We start from the raw sequence: 17,816 nt of genomic DNA, 5'->3' as shown, positions 1-17,816 counted from the left end.
GCCCGGGCGCCGGACCAGCCGGTTTACGCCGCGTCCGCCGCGATCGCGGCCAGCACCCGCCCGCAGCGCCGGGCGAAGGCGCGCTGGAGGAGCGGGAACAGCGGCCCGGCCAGCCGGGCCCACCAGGCGACCGGCCGGCTGAACGCGGTGACGCTTAACCAGACCGCTCCGTCCGGCGCCGGCTCGACCAGGAAGGTCTCCTCGCCCCGGCCCAGGTGTCCGTGCCTGGTCCCGTACGTGAAGCCGTACCGGTCCGGGCCGGTGACGGCGGCCAGCACCCGGTTCGGCGCGCCCGCCCGCAGCGGGCCGACGCCGATCGCACAGCGCACGGCGACGCCCGCCGCCGCCTCCTCGGCCTCCGCCTCGATCCGGACGCCTGCGAGCCGGTGCATACGCCAGCCGAGCAGGGCGGCCCCGGCGACCTCCAGGGCGGCGCGCCCGTGGCCGATCAGCGCCTGGTGGCGCAGGTGGTGGTACCCGGCGGGCAGCTCGCCGGTGCGGCTGGCGCCCTGCTCGCGGTAGCTGTAGTCGTTCATCGGGAGATCTCCGCGGCGTTGATCCGGCGCCAGGCGAGGAGCGCGCAGAGGGCGAAGCCGAGCGCGTTGCCGAGGCCGTGGGTGGCGGCCATCCAGGCCAGGGTGGGGTGGGGGAGTCCGGCGGCGCGACCGAAGGCCCACCAGAGGGCGAGCAGCATGGTCAGGGCCAGCACGGTCGAGGAGGCGGCCAGCAGCCGGGCGGTGGCCGCGTCCCCGCAGCGGGGGCGCAGTTCGCGCCAGCTGACCAGGCCGACCAGCCACATCCCGGTGGTCAGCACGACCGCTCCGGCGAACTGCCACCAGTTGCCGAGGAAGTACCCGGCCAGGACGAGCAGGGTCCCCGCCGGCACGCTGAGCGCCGCGCAGCGGGCCGGGCCGGAGCCGGGATCCGAGGCCCGGCAGACCAGCCCGGCGACCAGCGCGGCGGTGAATCCGGCGTAGTGGAAGTGCGGGACGGTCAGCGCCAGGATGTGCGGCTCGAAGCCGAACAGCGGGTAGCCGGAGCGCTCGGCGACCAGGGCGACCCCGGCCACCGAGGGCGCGGCGAGCGCGGTGAGCACCGCGACCTCGGCGGGGGCGAGCGAGCGGGTCCGGGCCAGCCGCAGCGGCGCGCGCAGGGCGACGGCCAGGGTGCCGAGCGCGTAGACGACCGCCGGGCCGGTGGCGAGGGCGCCGCGCGGCAGCCAGAGCGAGAGCGCCCCGGGGACGGCGGCGAGCGGCCAGAGCCGGCGGATCCGGGCCAGCCCGGGTTCGTCGATCAGCGCCAGGCCGAGCGGCAGGACGGCGCCCATGCCGAGCAGGACCAGCAGGTCCACCAGTTCCGTCGTGCCCTTGCCCACGGCGGGTGCACCCCCTCTTGAACGCGTTCAAATAGGCCTTCGTCGCCGACTCTACGGCGTCGACTTGAACGCGTTCAACTCGCTCCCGGTCCGGCTGCTCTGGTGTTCACGTTGGGTGCGGCGCACTCTGGAGGAGTAACCGATGGAGGTGATCCGCCATGCAGACTCTGGTCGGTTGGCACATCGAGATGGAGTTCCGCGAGGACGGCCCGCGGACGACCGCGGCCGCCCTTCTCCGGCTCGGCGACGGGACCGAACTGCGTGCCCACGGCTACAGCAGCCGTCACCCCGCCGACCCGGAACAGCTGCGGGTCGGGGAGGAGATCGCGGGCGCCCGCGCGCTCAACGACCTCGCCTCGCAGCTGCTCACCAAGGCCCACGGCGAGATCCAGCAGGTCAGCCCGGTCCCGACCCACCCGCTGACGTGACCGCCCCGCACCCGGGCGCGGACCAGGCCGGACGGGAACCGCACCGCCCACGCATCCCGCTGATCTGCCCGCGCTGCGGGCACGAGCAGCGGGTCGTCCCCGGCGGCCCCGAGCGCACGATCAAGGTCGTGCACGTGGCGACCGGCCGGGAGGCCTGCGAGCCGGGGGACCTGGCCCGGGCGCCGGACGACGGGCTCTGACCCCGGCTGGTGCCGGTGCCGCCGAGTACCGGGCCCACGTTCCCCGGGGCCCCGGCACTCGGCGGGCACGAGGCCTCCGTCGGGGCTCAACGAAGCCCCGACGGCCGTCGGTCGACGCAGTACGACTCAGTTGACGCAGTACGTCGCCGGCGGCCGCCACTCCGGCCCGACCAGCCGCTGCTCCAACTCGTTCAGCGTGATCCGGATCCCGACCGTCCCCGCCAGCCCCACCCGGAACCGGCTGCGGGCCAGCGCGATCAGCGCCGTCAGGCCGTACTTGTTGATCAGCGAGGTGCGGTAGCGGGCCGTCGCCTCGGGGTCGCAGAGCCGTGCGCGGGCCGGGAGTTGCCGGCCGGTGGGGCGCCCGTGGGCGTCGCACGGGCTGATCAGCACCCTGGGGTGGCGCCGGATCCGCTCGGCCTCGCCGGAGTGGGCGGGGGTCCAGACACCGAGCGCGGTGCCGTCGGACACCACCCAGAGCTGTGAGTCCAGCCGGGTTCCGTCGTCACCGAAGGTGGTCAGCAGGAGGTACCTGCTGTCGGCGAGCTGGTCGGTTCGGTCGTGCACGATGTCCTCCCTCTGGCGTGGGGGGCGGGTCAGTGCCCGTGGCCCTCGGCGATCTCGCGGTACTCCTCGGCGGTGGGCTTGGGGATCCGCGTGTGCTCGCCGTGGAGCCCGTGGGACAGCCTGGCGCGGGTGCGGGTGAGCGCACCCGCCGGGTGGGCGACTCCATTCTCGTCCACCGCGGGCGGCAGTTCGAGGGGGCGGGGCTGCTCGTGCGCCGTGAGCAGGTGCAGTTCGGCGGGCGCGAGCCCGGCGTGCAGCTCGGCGAACTCGCCGTGCGGCAGCCGTTTGATCACGCCGGTCTCCCGCCCGTGCAGCACCTTGTCCCGGTCCCGCCGCTGCAGGCCGAGGCACCAGCGCTTGGTGATCACGAACACGGCCACCGGGACGACGAAGAAGCCGATCCGCACCGCGTAGGTGATCGCGTTGAGTGACAGGTGCAGGTGGGTGGCGATCAGGTCGTTGCCGCCGCCCGCGAGCATCACCAGGTAGACGCTGATCCAGGCCGCGCCGAGCGCGGTGCGCACGGGCGCGTTGCGGGGCCGGTCGAGCAGGTGGTGCTCCCGTCCGTCGTTCGTCACCCAGCCCTCGATGAACGGGTAGACCGCGATCGCGCCGAGGATCAGCGGGAACATCGTGAACGGGATCAGCACCCCGAGGTTGAGGGTGTGCCCCCACAGCCCGATCTCCCAGCCGGGCATCACGCGGATCAGGCCCTCGGCGAAACCCATGTACCAGTCCGGCTGGGCGTCGGTGGAGACCTGGTCCGGCCGGTACGGGCCGTACGCCCAGATCGGGTTGATCGTGGCGACCGCCGACATCAGCGCGACGATCCCGAACACCAGGAAGAAGAACCCGCCGGCCTTGGCCAGGTAGACCGGCATGAGCGGCATCCCGACGACGTTCTTCTCGGTCCTGCCCGGGCCCGCCCACTGGGTGTGCTTGTGGTAGAAGACCAGGATCAGGTGCGCCACCAGTAGGCCGAGCATGATGCCGGGGATCAGCAGCACATGGATGGTGAAGAACCTCGGGATGATGTCGTGCCCGGGGAACTCCCCGCCGAACAGGAACATCTGGATGTACGTGCCGACCAGCGGCACGGCCAGTAGCACGCCCTCGATGAACCGGATGCCGGTGCCGGAGAGCAGGTCGTCCGGGAGCGAGTAGCCGAAGAAGCCGTCCAGCATGCCGAGGAACAGCAGCAGGAAGCCGAACACCCAGTTGATCTCGCGCGGCTTGCGGAACGCGCCGGTGAAGAACACCCGCATCATGTGCACGAACATGGCCGCGACGAAGACGATCGCCGCCCAGTGGTGGATCTGACGGATCAGCAGCCCGCCGCGCACCTCGAAGCTGATGTTCACGGTGGAGGCGTAGGCCTCCGACATCGAGATGCCCTTGAGCGGGACGTACGAGCCGTCGTAGATCACCTCGCCCATGCTCGGCTTGAAGAACAGGGTCAGCCAGACACCGGTCAGGATGATGATCAGGAAGGTGTAGAGGCAGATCTCGCCCAGCATGAAGGACCAGTGGTCCGGGAAGATCTTCCGCAGGTTGGCCCTGGCCAGGGAGTGGATCCCCAGCCGGCCGTCGGCCCAGTCGGCGGCCCGCTGCCCCCGCCCTGGGTTCTGATTCCGGGTCATGTGCACGCACCTCAGTCCAAAGGAAACGGGGATAGTTCCCCGATTCGCGCTGAGGCCACCATAATCGGGGATAGATCCCCACTTCCACTGGGGGTGGCCCCCCGGCTGCCCGTCGGCCGCCGTCGCGCCGTCGACGCCGAACGCGCGGGCCCGAGACGCGCGAGCGGCCCGCCCGGTGTCGTGGAGGACACCGGACGGGCCGCGTACGCACCCGAGTTGCCCGGATGGCGGGCAGTACCCCGAGAGGGTCAGTGCACCAGCACCGGCACCTCGTTGCTCTTCGCCGAGCCCGAGCCCGCCCCGGCGCCCGCACCCGCCGCGCCGGGCCGACCGGCGTTGATGAAGGTGAAGGCGACCGCGGCGGCCGCCACCAGGATCCCGAAGGACACCCAGATCGCGGTCGAGAACCCGTGCACCATGCCGCCGAACTGCAGCGCCTTGGCGGCCTCCGGGGAGGCGGCGGCCGCGGCGGTGGCGTGCGAGGTCAGCCAGCTGGTGGTGGCGCTGGCCGCGATGGTGTTCAGCAGCGCGGTGCCGATGGCGCCGCCGACCTGCTGCGAGGTGTTGACCATCGCCGAGGCCACGCCCGCGTCGCGCGGCTGGACGCCGTGCGTGGCGAGACTCATGGCCGGCATGAACGCGGTGCCCATGCCGAGGCCCATCAGGACCAGGCCGGGCAGGATCAGCGCCGGGTACGAGGTGTCCAGGCCGATGTGGGTCAGCAGGAACATGCCGGCCGAGGCGGTCAGGAAGCCGGGCGCCATCAGGTAGCGCGCCGGGACCCGGGTCATCAGCCGGGCGCCGATCTGGGTCGAGCCGGTGATCATGCCCGCCACCATCGGCAGGAAGGCGACGCCGGTCAGCACCGGGCTGTAGCCGCGCACGATCTGCAGGTAGTAGGTCAGGAAGAGGAACAGACCGAACATGCCGATCACGGCCATGCCCAGCGACAGGTACACCCCGCCGCGGTTGCGGTCGAGCACCACGCGCAGCGGCAGCAGCGGGGCCTTGACGCCGCGCTCCACCAGGACGAAGGCGGTCAGCAGCACGACGGCCGCGGCGAACAGCGCCAGGGTGCTGCCGGCCGTCCAGCCGCTGGACTCGGCGCGGGTGAAGCCGTAGACCAGCGAGACCAGGCCGGTGGTCACCAGCACCACGCCAGGGATGTCCAGCTTGTTGCGGTTGCGGCCCTCGGCGGGCTCGCGGATCACCATGACGGCGCCGGTGGCGGCCACGATGGCGAACGGGATGTTGACGAAGAAGGTCCAGCGCCAGTTCATGTACTCGGTCAGCAGGCCGCCGAGGATCAGACCGATGGCGCCACCGCCACCGGCGATCGCGCCGTAGATGCCGAAGGCCTTCGCGCGCTCCTTGGCCTCGGTGAAGGTCACCGCCAGCAGCGACAGCGCGGCCGGCGCGAGCAGTGCGCCGAACACGCCCTGCAGGGCACGGGCGCCGAGCAGCATCGCGGTGTTGGCCGCGGCGCCGCCGAGTGCGGAGGCGAGGGCGAAGCCGGTCAGGCCGACCACGAAGGTCCGCTTGCGGCCCCAGAGGTCCGCGATCCGGCCGCCGAACAGCAGCAGGCCGCCGAAGGCCAGCGCGTAGGCGGTGATCACCCACTGGCGGTTGCCGTCGGAGATGCCCAGGTCCTTCTGGGCGGAGGGCAGGGCGATGTTCACGATGGTGGCGTCGAGGACGACCATCAGCTGGGCGAGGCCGATGAAGATCAGCGCCTTCCAGCGCCGGGGATCGGGCAGCGTCGCCGGGCGGGCGTCGGTTTCAGGCATAGGGGTACTCACTTCACGGTGCGTGGCGTGCGAGAACGGTCAACTGCCCCAAGGGAACGGGTGGTTGCCGTAAGGGTTCAGGTGCGGGGTGCGGGCGCGCGAGGGCGTCCGGAGCCGACGCCGGTCAGCGGCGCGGCGGCAGGGTGCTGGGAGGTCGGATCAGTGGTGTGGGTCAGCCCTGGGGTCGGAAGTCCTCGAAGGTCGCGGGTCGGCCGGGCAGGACCGAACGCGCGGGCGCGCGCAGGCCGTCCAGGAAGAGCTGCAGGTGCCGGTGGACGAACTCGTCGAGCAGCCCGCAGGAGGTGCCCGGCAGTGGCCGGGTGAGCTGGCTCATCGCGATGAACAGGTCCCCGTGGTCCACGTCGGACCGCAGTTCGCCCGCCGCCCGGGCGCGCTCCATCAGTCCGCTCACGGCGGTCCGCAGGCGCTCCCGGATCTCGGTCAGCTCGGGGTCGTAGGGGTCGATGGTGCTGGTGAAGACGGCGCAGAGCCCGCCGACCTTCTCCGCCACGGTCGCGTGCGCGAACCGCTGCAGAGCGTCGAACGGACCACCGCCCTCGCCCGCATCCGTCTCGGCCGTCGCCGTCTCGGCGAGGGTCAGGATGCGGTTCTTGACGAGCAGCGCCACCTCGCGGATCAGTGCCACCCGGTCCGGGAAGTTCCGGTACAGCGTGGCATTGCCGACCCCCGCCCGCTTCGCGATCTCGTCCAACGGCACATCGGCACCGTGCTCGACGAACGCGTCCCGGGCCGCCAGCACGATCCGCTCCCGGTTCCGGCTCGCGTCCGCGCGCAACTTCGGCGCACGCACACTCCCCGCGGCAGGGGCCGACTCGGCGGTGACGGTGGTCATGGCGACTGCTCCTCCAGGATACCGGGGAAATTCTCCCCGCTTAGGCCAACGTACTTCGAAACGGGGAATCTGTCCCCGCTATTTCCCGGCCTCATGTGACCTGCGTCACATAGTGGGGGGGGTCTGCGGGGTCGGCTATCGTCAGAAGCCAGACGCCCCGTAACCACTCGCCGACTCATGGTTGCGGAGGCCACCTCGTTCGACTCTGACACCGACCGCCGTGACCGCGTCGAGAAGCCCCGCGCCTACGCCGAGACCGGCATCCCGGTCTACCTGCTGATCGATCGGGACTCCGCCGAGGTCATCGTCCACAGCCGGCCCGACGGCGTCCGGTACGAGACCATCCAGATCCTCCCCGTCGGCAAGACCGTCCACCTGCCCGACCCGGTCGGCATCTCCTTGGACACCGAGCCGCTCAAGAACTGGGTGCGCTGAGCCCGGCCATGCCTTCACCGGGGTGGTACGCCCGTCGGCCTAGGCTGTGGGCGTCCCGGGCGGCCGGTGGGCCGTGGGAGTCGGGAGGGGCCCGGCGGCCGGGTGGGCGAGGAGGTTCGCGATGGGCAGCGGTGAGACGACCGCCAGGGTGCGCTGCGTGGCGGCCGTTCCGTGCTGGGTGAGCCTGATGGCCCGGGACCTGGAGGACGCCAAGGAGTTCTACGGGCCGCTGCTCGGCTGGGAGTTCGAGCCCGAGCCGGAGCGCTTCGGCCCGTACCTGCACGCGGTGACCGGCGGGGAGGCGGTGGCCGGGCTGGGGGTCGCCGGCCTTGGGGCGGTGCCGCTCGCTTGGACCAGCTACTTCGGGACGGAGAGTGCCGACGCCGCTGCCGACGCGGTGCGCGAGCGCGGCGCGACGCTGGCCGTCGGCCCGCTGGCCTTCGACGAAGGGCGGGTGGCCTTCGCGGCGGACCCGGCCGGGGCGGTGTTCGGCATCTGGGAGGGCCCGCTGGGCCGCGCCCGGAAGCTGGACCTTCCGGGCGCGCCGGTCTGGATCGAGCTGCGCACCCCGGACCCGTTCGCGGCGGCGCTCTTCTACGGCCAGGTGTTCCGCTGGGACGGCCGTGACCCGGAGCGCTTCGAGGTCCGCTGGGAGCACGACCGGGTGGTGCTGCGCGCCGAGGGGCACAACGTCGCGGCGCTGGCCAAGGAGCAGGCGGGCGGCCCGGCGGGCATGCCGCCGCACTGGGAGGTCTCCTTCGCCGTCCCGGACACCGACCGGGCGCTGGCCCGGGCGCTTGAGCTGGGTGGTTCGACGGTCGGTCCGGCCTTCGACTCTCCGTACGGCCGGGTGGCCCGGCTGCAGGACCGTGAGGGCGCCCGGTTCGCGGTGATCTGCCCGAAGAGTTGATCAGCTGGACGAGTTGATCATTCCGTCCGGGCCGATCAGCCCGACGAACTGAGCTCCGCGCGCTCTGCCCGCAGCCGTTCGCCCAGCGCCGCCCGGGTCGCGGCGGGCAGGGCCTTGCGGGCGGCCGGGAAGAGCAGCTTCTCCTCGCCGCTCAGGTGCCGCCGGACGGTGCCGGCCAGGCTGCCCAGTAGCGCGTCGAAGGCCGGGTCGGCCGGGCCGAGCCCCTGCAGGTCGGCGAGGAACTGCCCGATCGTGAGGTGGTCGTGGATGCTGCTGAACACCAGGGCCCCGCCGTCCGGCACGTCGTGCTGGACGACCGGGAAGAGGTGCTCCTCCTCGGCGGCGCAGTGGGTGAACAGCAGGTCGGTCAGCCGGGCCACCAGCTCACCGCGCTCGGCGGAGCCGGCCGGGGAGGCTTCGACCCGGTCGAGCAACTCGGTGACCGCCCTGTGGTCGGCGGTGAACTCGCCGAGGATGTCCGGCCTGCGGCTCATGGCGCGCCCGCCTCTCGTACGGGATCAGGACGTACCCCCCGTACCCTCCAGTATCCGGCGCGCCCGGGATTTCCCGGTTCAGCCTCCGTCCCGCCGCCCGGTGAGCGCCAGCAGCCGGGCCTGCGGGCCCGCGTCCTCGGTGACGGGCAGCGGCGGGTCGAACAGCCCGCTGCCGGACAGGTCCCCGTAGCCGCCGATCTCGCCGAGCGCGAAGTCCACCAGCTCCGCCGGGAGCCGGGTGCGGGTCCCGATGCCCTCGGCGAGGTCCCAGGTGTGCACCACCAGGTCGGTGGTGAGCTGGTCCAGGTAGTACTGCCCGGAGACGTCCGCGAAGGACAGGTGGACGGTGAGCTCCGTGGCGCCGGGGACCTCCCAGGCCTGCCGGGCGGCCTGAGCGGCGGCCGTCCAGGCGGCGACCGGTTCCGGGCCGAGGACGTCGCCGTCGAAGCGGCTGCCGACCTCGGCGATGGTGGCGCCCATCAGCAGCTCGGGCACCCAGAGCTGCTCGCCGGTGAGGTGGTTGACCAGGTCGCGGACCGACCAGCCGGTGCACGGGGTGGGGGAGTCCCACTGGCCGGGGGTGACCAGCCGGACCCGCTCGTCGAAGGCGGCCAGCGCCTCGGGGTAGGGCGTGCCGACCTGGGCGGCCCGCCGGTGTTGCCTGCGTTGAGCCATGTCTCCACCCTGCCCCGGGCCGGGCGGGGCCCGCACCTCGCTCACGGGCCGTCAGTTGTTCAAATTCGAACTCCAAGGTACGGTCGAGGAGCGGCCGGTTCAAATTTGAACAACAGGCGGGCCCGTCACGCTCCGCCCGGCCGCATCACCACACCCCGACGACCGACCCCGATCGATGGAGACGCGCATGCCGAGCAGCAGCCCGAGCACGACCGCCGCCACCACGCCCACCGTCCGCACCGCCCGGGACGCCTCCGGGTCCGCGGCCACCTCCCCGCACGCCTATGACGCCGGGCTCCTGCTCCTGCGCCTGGTGCTCGGCCTCACCATGGCCGCGCACGGCAGCCAGAAGCTGTTCGGCTGGTTCGGCGGGGGCGGCATCGACGGCACCGGTCAGTTCTTCACCATGAGCGGCTACCCGGCGGGCAACACCATGGCCGTGGTCGCCGGCCTGACCGAGATCCTGGGCGGACTCGGCCTCGCCGTCGGCCTGTTGACCCCGCTGGCGGGCGCCGCGATCGTCGGCACGATGGTCAACGCGATCGCGGTCACCTGGGGCGGCGGCTTCTTCGCCCCGAAGGGCAACGAGTACGAGCTGCTGCTGACCGCGGGCGCCGCCGCCCTCGCGCTGACCGGCCCGGGCCGCTACGCCGTGGACCGCTTCCTGCCGGTGCTGAAGGCGCACCGCCTGGCGTACGGTGTGGTCGCCGTGCTGGTCGGCCTGGCCACCGCCGGGGTGATCCTGCTGCTCCGCAAGTAGCCCCGACAGCCCAACTGGCTTGGCCCGAGGCCGTGGTGGCCGATCGTCACCACGGCCTCCGCGCGCTTCCCGCGCAAACCGCACACGATCCGGAGGCTTCCCCGAGGTATGTGATGTGTGCCATGGTACATGTCACACTCCCCGTCGTGTCCACGACGGCACCGCCCCCACGCGGCGTCGTCGCCAACGGTCCTCGCCCCCCACCGGCCGCGCCCCGAGTCGCGGCCGACGACGGTCCGGGGGCCTCCACGTGAGTCCCGCACGTCTGCCGCGACTTCCACAGCCGGCACGCCTGTTGACGCTCGCCCTGACCCTGGTCCTGGCGATCGGCCTGTTCGCCCCGAGCGGCCACGCCGCCCCCGCCCCCGCCCCCGCGGGTAGGAGCGCCGCGCCCACCCCTACCGGGCCGGCCCCCCAGCCGGCCACCGGAACGCCCGAACGCGGAGACGGCGAGCGGCAGTTCGCCTCCGCCGACCGGCGCTCCCCGCTCCCGCTGGACACCAGACCGGCCGAGGCCCGCCCGGCCGCGAAGACGCTCCGTCCGGCCGCCCAACCGGCCTGCAACGTCGGCGACTTCACGGGCCGGACCGGCAGCGCCCTGGTCCAGCAGGTCACCTCCGTCGACACCGGCTGCGTCAACCAGCTGTTCCAGCTCACCGGCACCGACGCCAACGGCGCGTTCCGCGAAGAGCAGATGACCACCGTGGCGTACGCGCTGCGCGATGCCTCGGGTGACTACCCGGGCGACGACAGCACCGCCGTCGAGCAGTTGGTGCTCTACCTGAGCGCCGGCTACTACGTGCAGTGGTACCACCCGGCCGACGTCGGCACCTACGGCACTGCCCTGCAGACCGCGATCCGCGCCGCGCTGGACGCCTTCTTCGCCGGCGCCCACTCGCGCGACGTCAGTTCCGCCAACGCCGCCATCCTGGGCGAGGCCGTCACCCTGATCGACAGCGCCCAGGAGAACACCCGCTACCTGTGGGTCGTCAAGCAACTGCTGAACGACTACGCCAGCGCCACCTGGAACCCGGCCGGCATGGCCAACGCGGTGAACCCGGTGTTCACCGTGCTGTTCCGCGGCCACCAGCTCACCGGCTTCGAGACGGCCGTGGAGGCCGACCCGAGCGTGCTGGACGCGCTGTCCGGCTTCGTGGCTCGCAACGAGGACCAAGTCGGCGGCGACTACGGCGTGTTGGAGTACAACGCCACCAAGGAGCTGGCCCGCTTCCTGCAGTACCCCGGTCTCCAGGCCAAGGTCCGTCCGCTGACCGAGGCCCTGGCCGCGCAGTCCGCGCCGAGCGGCCGCATGGTCTACCAGTGGGCCGCGGTCGCCGAGGCCGTCGGCCACTACGACGCCGCCAACTGCTCGTACTACGGCACCTGCAACGCCGTCGACCGGCTCAAGGCCGGTGTGCTGACGGTGAGTTACACATGCAGCCCGAGCATCAAGCTGATCGCCCAGTCGCTGGACGGCAGTCAGCTCGGCACCACCTGCACCAGCCTCACCGGCCAGGACGCCTACGTCCACTCGGCGGTCCGGGACAACGGCCCGGTCAAGGACGACCACAACGGCACCATCGAGGTCGTGGTCTTCCACTCCTCCTTCGACTACCAGGTGCTCGCCGCGGCCATCTACGGCATCGACACCAACAACGGCGGCATCTACCTGGAGGGCGATCCGGCCGCGGTCGGCAACCAGCCGCGCTTCCTCTGCTACGAGGCCGAGTGGGTCCGCCCGGCGTTCCAGATCTGGAACCTCAACCACGAGTACACCCACTACCTCGACGGCCGCTTCGACATGTACGGCGACTTCAACGCCGGCATGACCACCCCGACCGTCTGGTGGGTCGAGGGCTTCGCCGAGTACGTCTCCTACTCCTACCGCCAGGTCGTCAACGACGGCGCCGTCGCGGCGGCCGCCCGGCACACCTACAAGCTGAGCGACCTCTTCGACACCGTCTACGGCGACCAGGAGCGCGTCTACCGCTGGGGCTACCTCGCCGTCCGCTACATGCTGGAGAAGCACCGGGCCGACGTGGACGCCGTGCTCGCCAGGTACCGGGTGGGGGACTGGCCCGGCGCCCGCGCCCTGCTCAAGACCACCATCGGGACCAGCTACGACGCCGACTTCGACAGCTGGCTGACCGCCTGCGCGAACGGCGCCTGCGCCACCACCCCGACCGTCCCGCAGGTGCCCGAGTGCACCGCCGCCGACACCCGACAGCTGGGCGCGGACTGCGGCCGCGGCAATGTCGCCGCCACCACCGGCAGCTACGCCCACTTCTACCTCCTGGTGCCGGCCGGCACCCAGCAGGTGAAGATCACCACCAGTGGCGGGACGGGCAACGCCGACCTCTACTACAACCCCGGCGGCTGGGCGTACACCGACGCCTACGCGGCGCGCTCGGCGGGCCCGGACAACTCCGAGACGCTGACCGTCACCAACCCGCCGGCCGGGTACGTCTACTTCAGTCTCTACGCCCAGCAGGGCTTCAGCGGGGTGAGCGTCACCAGCCGGTTCTGATCCGAGGCGGCAGGGCCCGCTCCGGCGTCGAGCCGGGGCGGGCCCGTGCGGCCTCACTCGCCGATCCGCACCAGCGCCAGGGTGATGTTGTCCGGTCCGCCCGCCTCGATCGCCGCCTTCCACAACTCGAACGCGGCCCGGCCGTCGGCCCGTTCGGACCCTTCGTACGGCTGGGCGAGCAGTTCGGCCAGCTCCTCCTCGGGCACCGGGTCGGTCAGCCCGTCGCTACACACCAGGTAGCGGTCGCCGGCGGCCAGCGGTGTGGCGCGGACGTGCGGTTCGACGAAGGTGAGCCCGAACGAGCCACCCAGGGTCTGGGTGACCACCGAGGTGGTGCGCCGGCCGGGCGGCAGCGGCGGGCTGTCGTCGACGCTGACCCGGCGCAGCCCGTCCGCGGTGACCCGGTAGACCCGGCTGTCGCCGACGTTGAAGGCCACCGCCTGCTCGGGCAGCAGCACCAGTCCGGCGATGGTGGTGCCCATCGCGGCCAGCTCCGGATCCCCGGCCGCGGCCGCGTACACCGCGCGGTTGCACTCCTGCAGTTCCTCCCGGACGGCCTCCTCGCCGTCCAGCTCGCCCCCCGCGACGGCGAGCCGGCGGGCGACCAGGGCGCTGGCCACCTCGCCGCCGGGGTGGCCGCCCAGGCCGTCGGCCACCGCGACCACGCAGGGCGGGCCGAGCGGGAAGAGCAGGGTCTGCGGGTTGGTGGTGACGGTGGCGCAGAGCGTCCACGGCCCGACCGTGAGGCTGTCCTCGTTGTGCTCCCGCACCAAGCCCTCGTGGCTCAGCGCGCTCACCGCGATGTACGGCGCCATCGGTTCGCCGCCCTTCCGGAGCCCCCCTCCCATTGTGGCCGTCCCGCCTTCGCTTGTCGGCGGGAATAACGCCCCCCTGGCCGGGTGCTAAGGTGGTTGAAACTTGAACGACCTGGACCCGTCTGGAGTGTGGTGAGCGGTATGCAGTTCGGAATCTTCACCGTCGGCGATGTCACCCCCGATCCGACCACCGGCCGCACCCCGAGCGAGCACGAGCGGATCAAGGCGATGGTGGCCATCGCGCGCAAGGCCGAGGAGGTCGGCCTGGACGTCTTCGCGACCGGCGAGCACCACAACCCGCCGTTCGTGCCGTCCTCGCCGACGACCATGCTCGGCTACATCGCCGCGCAGACCGACCGCATCATCCTCTCCACCTCGACCACGCTGATCACCACCAACGACCCGGTGAAGATCGCCGAGGACTTCGCGATGCTCCAGCACCTCGCCGAGGGCCGGGTGGACCTGATGATGGGCCGCGGCAACACCGGCCCGGTCTATCCCTGGTTCGGCAAGGACATCCGCCAGGGCATTCCGCTCGCGGTCGAGAACTACGCGCTGCTGCACCAGCTGTGGCACGAGGAGGCGGTGGACTGGCAGGGCCGCTTCCGCACCCCGCTGCAGGGCTTCACCTCCACCCCGCGCCCGCTGGACGACGTCCCGCCGTTCGTCTGGCACGGCTCGATCCGCAGCCCGGAGATCGCCGAACAGGCCGCCTACTACGGGGACGGCTTCTTCGCGAACAACATCTTCTGGCCCAAGGAGCACTTCCGGAAGCTGATCAGCCTCTACCGCGAGCGCTACGCCCACTACGGCCACGGCACGCCCGAGCAGGCGATCGTCGGCCTCGGCGGGCAGGTGTTCATGCGGAGGAACTCCCAGGACGCGGTGCGCGAGTTCCGTCCGTACTTCGACAACGCGCCGGTGTACGGGCACGGGCCCTCGCTGGAGGAGTTCACCGAGCAGACCCCGCTGACCGTGGGCAGCCCGCAGGAGGTCATCGAGAAGACGCTGACCTTCCGCGAGAGCTTCGGCGACTACCAGCGCCAGCTGTTCCTGATGGACCACGCCGGCCTGCCGCTGAAGACCGTGCTGGAGCAGCTGGACCTGCTCGGCGAGGAGGTCGTGCCGGTGCTGCGCGAGGAGTTCGCCAAGGGCCGTCCGGCCACTGTGCCGGACGGGCCGACCCACGCCGCGCTGGTCGCGGCCCGCGACGCCCGTGCCGACGACGAGAAGGCCGTGGAGGTGGCCAAGTGACCGTGTTCAAGCTGGCGGTGGTGAGCGCCGGGCTGAGCAAGCCGTCCTCGACGCGCCTGCTGGCGGACCGGCTCGCCGAGTCGACGGTGCGGCAACTCGCCCTGGACGGGCGGGAGGTGGAGGTCGTCGTGGTCGAACTGCGGGACCTCGCCGTGGACATCGCGAACAATCTCGTCACCGGCTTCCCGGCCGCCGCGCTGCGCGGGGCGATCGAGGCGGTGACGGAGGCGGACGCGGTGATCGCGGTGACGCCGATCTTCACCGCCTCCTACAGCGGCCTGTTCAAGTCCTTCTTCGACGTGATCGACCAGGACGCGCTCACCGGCAAGCCGGTGCTGATCGCCGCCACCGGCGGTACGCCCCGGCACTCACTCGCCCTGGAGCACGCCGTCCGGCCGCTGTTCAGCTACCTGCGCGCGGTGGTGCTGCCGACCGCCGTCTACGCGGCCACCGACGACTGGGGCGGGGTGGGCGACGCGCTCACCGACGGCCTGCCGGGCCGGATCGACCGCGCGGCGGGCGAGCTGGCGGCCCTGCTGGCCGGCCGCGGCCCGGCGGTGAGGCACCAACGGTCGACGGCCCCGCTGCCCGAGCAGGTGGTGCCCTTCGCCGAGCAGCTGGCGGCGCTGCGGGTCTAGCGCCTGAAGCGGACGTCTGAAGCAGGTCAATCACCCTGACGGCCCCGTCGGACCACGGTCCGGCGGGGCCGTCAGGCCTGCCCGGCCGGGCCGTTCGGTTGCGTGTCGACCGTGCCGAATCATCCGCTGTGCGATGTAATCGTTGGCATGATCGGATTGGCACTGATCCGTCACGCTCTGCACCCACCCTTGCGGGGCGCCCGTCGTGAGGCCGGTGCGTGACAAGGAGCGCAGCCATGCAGCCCGAACCGCAAGCCGTGCTCTCCCCGCTGACCGGTGCGGCCGTCTTCCTGGTCCTCACCGTCGAACCCGGCGGCGAGGACGCCGTCCGCGACCTGCTGCCCGACCTCGCCGGACTGCGCCGGGCGGTCGGCTTCCGGGCCCCCGAGGGTGGCCTCACCTGCGTCACCGGCATCGGCTCCGAGCTCTGGGACCGCCTCTTCGACGGCCCCCGGCCGGCCGACCTCCACCCCTTCCAAGAGGTGGTCGGTGCCCGCCACCGTGCCCCGGCCACCCCGGGCGACCTGTTGCTGCACCTGCGGGCCGAGCGGATGGACCTCTGCTTCGAGCTGGCGAGCCGGCTCACCACCCGCCTCGCCGGGGCGGCCACCGTGGTCGACTCCGTCCAGGGCTTCCGGTACTTCGACGACCGGGACCTGCTCGGCTTCGTGGACGGCACCGAGAACCCCGAGGGCCGAGCGGCCGAGACCGCCGCCGTGGTGGGCGAGGAGGACCCCGGTTTCGCGGGCGGCAGCTACGTGATCGTCCAGAAGTACCTGCACGACCTGGACAAGTGGAACGCGCTGAGCGTCGAGGAGCAGGAGGGGGCGGTCGGCCGCACCAAGCTCGCCGACATCGAGCTGCCCGACGACGTCAAGCCCGCCGACTCGCACGTGGCGCTCACCTCGATCACCGGCCCGGACGGCGAGGAGCGGAAGATCATCCGCTTCAACATGCCCTTCGGCTCCTTCGGCCCCTTCGGATCGGCCGGGAGGGGCGGCGAGTGCGGCACCTACTTCATCGGCTACGCGCGCGACCCCGGGGTGACCGAGGAGATGCTGCGCAACATGTTCGTCGGCAACCCGCCGGGCACCACCGACCGGCTGCTCGACTTCTCCACCGCGGTCACCGGCACGCTGCTCTTCGTCCCGACCGCCGACTTCCTTGACTCCCCGCCGCCCGCGCCCGCCGCCGTCCCCGCGCCCGCGTCCGCCGCCGTCCCCACGGCCGCGGACGGCTCGCTCGGCATCGGCAGCCTCAAACAGACCCGCTGAAGAGGACCCCGCTCATGAACAACCTCCACCGGGACCTCGCCCCGATCTCCGCCGCCGCGTGGGAGGAGATCGAGGAGGAGGCCCGTCAGACCTTCAAGCTGCACATCGCCGCCCGCCGGGTGGTCGACCTGCACGGCCCCGAGGGTGCCACCCTCGCCGCCGTCGGCACCGGCCACCTGACCGGCATCGAACCGCCCCTCGACGGCGTCCAGGCACGCGCCCGCGCCAGCCGTCCGGTGGTCGAGCTGCGCGTCCCCTTCACCGTCGCCCGCGCGGCGGTGGACGACGTCGAACGCGGCTCCCGGGACGCCGACTGGCAGCCGGTCAAGGACGCCGCCCGCACCCTCGCCCTCGCCGAGGACCGCGCCGTCTTCGAGGGGTACCGCGCCGCCGCCGTCGAGGGCATCCGGGCCGGCTCCAGCAACCCGCCGATCCAGCTCCCCGACGACGTCCGCGAGTACCCCGAGGCCGTCAGCCGCGCCCTCACCGCGCTGCGCCTGGCCGGCGTCGGCGGGCCGTACTCGCTCCTGCTCGGAGCCGCAGCCTTCACCGCCGTCAACGAGACCAGCGACCACGGCTACCCCGTCCACAACCACCTCGCCCGCCTCCTGGACGGCGACATCATCTGGGCCCCCGCCATCGAGGGCGCCTTCCTGCTCTCCACCCGGGGCGGCGACTTCGAACTCTTCCTCGGCCAGGACGTGTCCGTCGGCTACCTCTCCCACGACGCCGACTCCGTCCGGCTCTACCTCCAGGAATCGCTGACCTTCAGCGTCTACACCGGAGAGGCCGCCGTGGCCCTCGGCGGACCGGCGACGACGCCCGCGGACGGCATCAGGGCCCCCGGCCACCGGGAAGGGTACTGAGTGCCTTTACCAGGGGTACTGAGTGCCGTAAGCTCTCCGTGGAGCCTCTGACGCCAGTCGAAGAGAGCCGACACGGCATGCCGGTCCAGGTGGCGCTTGCGGCGCGCGGGCCGCGGCCGGGCCGGACTTGGCACTCAGTACCCTCGGCATGACCTGAGGCCATGGATCCAGTGCATCCGTGCACCCGTGACAGGAGATACCACTCATGAGCTTGAGGATCGTCGTCTGTGTGAAGTACGTGCCGGACGCGACGGGTGACCGTCGTTTCGCGGACGACCACACCACCGACCGGGAGGGCGTGGACGGCCTCCTGTCGGA

General features: G+C 72.2%; 18 protein-coding genes and 2 pseudogenes. 11 read left to right on the top strand and 9 right to left on the bottom strand.

The genetic code is table 11. The features are described 5' to 3' along the window. Positions 1–23 precede the first annotated feature (23 nt). Entirely contained in the window at positions 24–536 is a 513-nt protein-coding gene (locus ACFQ87_RS17910) for a DUF1990 family protein (protein WP_380611716.1), read from the bottom strand. Then, a complete protein-coding gene (locus ACFQ87_RS17905; protein WP_380611715.1) occupies positions 533–1,375 on the bottom strand; it encodes a YndJ family protein in 843 nt (280 codons plus the stop codon). Before ACFQ87_RS17905 ends, ACFQ87_RS17910 begins: the two co-directional genes overlap by 4 nt. A 158-nt stretch (positions 1,376–1,533) precedes the next feature. Here ACFQ87_RS17905 and ACFQ87_RS17900 point away from each other — a divergent pair, with 158 nt between their 5' ends. Both ACFQ87_RS17900 and ACFQ87_RS17895 read left to right on the top strand, forming a co-directional pair. Beyond that, positions 1,534–1,803 carry a DUF1876 domain-containing protein gene (locus ACFQ87_RS17900; RefSeq protein WP_380611714.1) on the top strand — a complete coding sequence of 90 codons (270 nt, stop codon included), beginning with the start codon at positions 1,534–1,536 and terminating at the stop codon, positions 1,801–1,803. Then, positions 1,800–2,003: a hypothetical protein gene (locus ACFQ87_RS17895; RefSeq protein ID WP_380611713.1), complete on the top strand. Its 204-nt coding sequence runs from the start codon at positions 1,800–1,802 to the stop codon at positions 2,001–2,003. The genes ACFQ87_RS17900 and ACFQ87_RS17895 overlap by 4 nt, the downstream gene beginning before the upstream one ends. A 126-nt stretch (positions 2,004–2,129) precedes the next feature. Here the strand turns inward: ACFQ87_RS17895 and ACFQ87_RS17890 are convergent, their stop codons facing one another. From ACFQ87_RS17890 to ACFQ87_RS17875, 4 genes are all read right to left on the bottom strand, one after another. Further along, a complete protein-coding gene (locus ACFQ87_RS17890) occupies positions 2,130–2,570 on the bottom strand; it encodes a PPOX class F420-dependent oxidoreductase (protein WP_380611712.1) in 441 nt (146 codons plus the stop codon). A gap of 29 nt (positions 2,571–2,599) precedes the next feature. Next, positions 2,600–4,210, bottom strand: coding sequence for a cytochrome bc complex cytochrome b subunit (locus ACFQ87_RS17885; RefSeq protein ID WP_380611711.1), 1,611 nt, complete (start codon positions 4,208–4,210; stop codon positions 2,600–2,602). A 248-nt stretch (positions 4,211–4,458) separates the two neighbouring features. Then, positions 4,459–5,997, bottom strand: a complete 1,539-nt coding sequence (locus tag ACFQ87_RS17880; RefSeq protein ID WP_380611710.1) for an MFS transporter — start codon at positions 5,995–5,997, stop codon at positions 4,459–4,461. Between the two features lie 172 nt (positions 5,998–6,169). Beyond that, positions 6,170–6,850: a TetR/AcrR family transcriptional regulator gene (locus tag ACFQ87_RS17875; RefSeq protein WP_380611709.1), complete on the bottom strand. Its 681-nt coding sequence runs from the start codon at positions 6,848–6,850 to the stop codon at positions 6,170–6,172. Positions 6,851–7,024: 174 nt separating this feature from the next. Here ACFQ87_RS17875 and ACFQ87_RS17870 point away from each other — a divergent pair. Continuing rightward, positions 7,025–7,285 (top strand): annotated as a pseudogene (locus ACFQ87_RS17870) (Uma2 family endonuclease); the annotation flags it as partial. 121 nt (positions 7,286–7,406) lie between these two features. Beyond that, positions 7,407–8,195, top strand: coding sequence for a VOC family protein (locus ACFQ87_RS17865; protein WP_380611708.1), 789 nt, complete (start codon positions 7,407–7,409; stop codon positions 8,193–8,195). A gap of 35 nt (positions 8,196–8,230) precedes the next feature. Here the strand turns inward: ACFQ87_RS17865 and ACFQ87_RS17860 are convergent, their stop codons facing one another. Continuing rightward, positions 8,231–8,689 carry a hemerythrin domain-containing protein gene (locus tag ACFQ87_RS17860; protein ID WP_380611707.1) on the bottom strand — a complete coding sequence of 153 codons (459 nt, stop codon included), beginning with the start codon at positions 8,687–8,689 and terminating at the stop codon, positions 8,231–8,233. Between the two features lie 78 nt (positions 8,690–8,767). Beyond that, positions 8,768–9,364 (bottom strand): TIGR03086 family metal-binding protein, encoded by a 597-nt coding sequence (locus tag ACFQ87_RS17855; RefSeq protein WP_380611706.1) that lies wholly within the window; start codon positions 9,362–9,364, stop codon positions 8,768–8,770. A gap of 187 nt (positions 9,365–9,551) precedes the next feature. Between ACFQ87_RS17855 and ACFQ87_RS17850 the strand changes: the two genes are divergently transcribed. Then, complete coding sequence (locus ACFQ87_RS17850) at positions 9,552–10,124, top strand: DoxX family protein (RefSeq protein ID WP_380611705.1); 573 nt, start codon at positions 9,552–9,554, stop codon at positions 10,122–10,124. A gap of 250 nt (positions 10,125–10,374) precedes the next feature. Further along, positions 10,375–12,651, top strand: coding sequence for a M9 family metallopeptidase (locus tag ACFQ87_RS17845; RefSeq protein ID WP_380611704.1), 2,277 nt, complete (start codon positions 10,375–10,377; stop codon positions 12,649–12,651). A gap of 53 nt (positions 12,652–12,704) precedes the next feature. Here ACFQ87_RS17845 and ACFQ87_RS17840 read toward each other — a convergent pair whose 3' ends face one another. Beyond that, positions 12,705–13,466 carry a PP2C family protein-serine/threonine phosphatase gene (locus tag ACFQ87_RS17840; RefSeq protein WP_380611703.1) on the bottom strand — a complete coding sequence of 254 codons (762 nt, stop codon included), beginning with the start codon at positions 13,464–13,466 and terminating at the stop codon, positions 12,705–12,707. 141 nt (positions 13,467–13,607) lie between these two features. Here ACFQ87_RS17840 and ACFQ87_RS17835 point away from each other — a divergent pair, with 141 nt between their 5' ends. From ACFQ87_RS17835 to ACFQ87_RS17815, 5 genes and pseudogenes are all read left to right on the top strand, one after another. Then, a complete protein-coding gene (locus ACFQ87_RS17835) occupies positions 13,608–14,720 on the top strand; it encodes an LLM class flavin-dependent oxidoreductase (RefSeq protein ID WP_380611702.1) in 1,113 nt (370 codons plus the stop codon). Beyond that, positions 14,717–15,358 (top strand): FMN reductase, encoded by a 642-nt coding sequence (locus tag ACFQ87_RS17830; protein ID WP_380611701.1) that lies wholly within the window; start codon positions 14,717–14,719, stop codon positions 15,356–15,358. Before ACFQ87_RS17835 ends, ACFQ87_RS17830 begins: the two co-directional genes overlap by 4 nt. Before the next feature lie 236 nt (positions 15,359–15,594). Next, positions 15,595–16,632 carry a Dyp-type peroxidase gene (locus ACFQ87_RS17825; protein ID WP_380611700.1) on the top strand — a complete coding sequence of 346 codons (1,038 nt, stop codon included), beginning with the start codon at positions 15,595–15,597 and terminating at the stop codon, positions 16,630–16,632. 14 nt (positions 16,633–16,646) lie between these two features. Then, positions 16,647–17,498, top strand: a complete 852-nt coding sequence (locus ACFQ87_RS17820) for a family 1 encapsulin nanocompartment shell protein (RefSeq protein ID WP_380611699.1) — start codon at positions 16,647–16,649, stop codon at positions 17,496–17,498. A 205-nt stretch (positions 17,499–17,703) separates the two neighbouring features. Continuing rightward, a pseudogene (locus ACFQ87_RS17815) lies at positions 17,704–17,816 on the top strand (electron transfer flavoprotein subunit beta); the annotation flags it as partial.

Origin of the sequence: Kitasatospora sp. NPDC056531 (assembly GCF_042794375.1) — a bacterium.
Lineage (GTDB): Bacteria > Actinomycetota > Actinomycetes > Streptomycetales > Streptomycetaceae > Kitasatospora.
The sequence above is the reverse complement of the archived record's forward strand: the minus strand, read 5'-3'. Positions and strand labels throughout refer to the sequence as shown.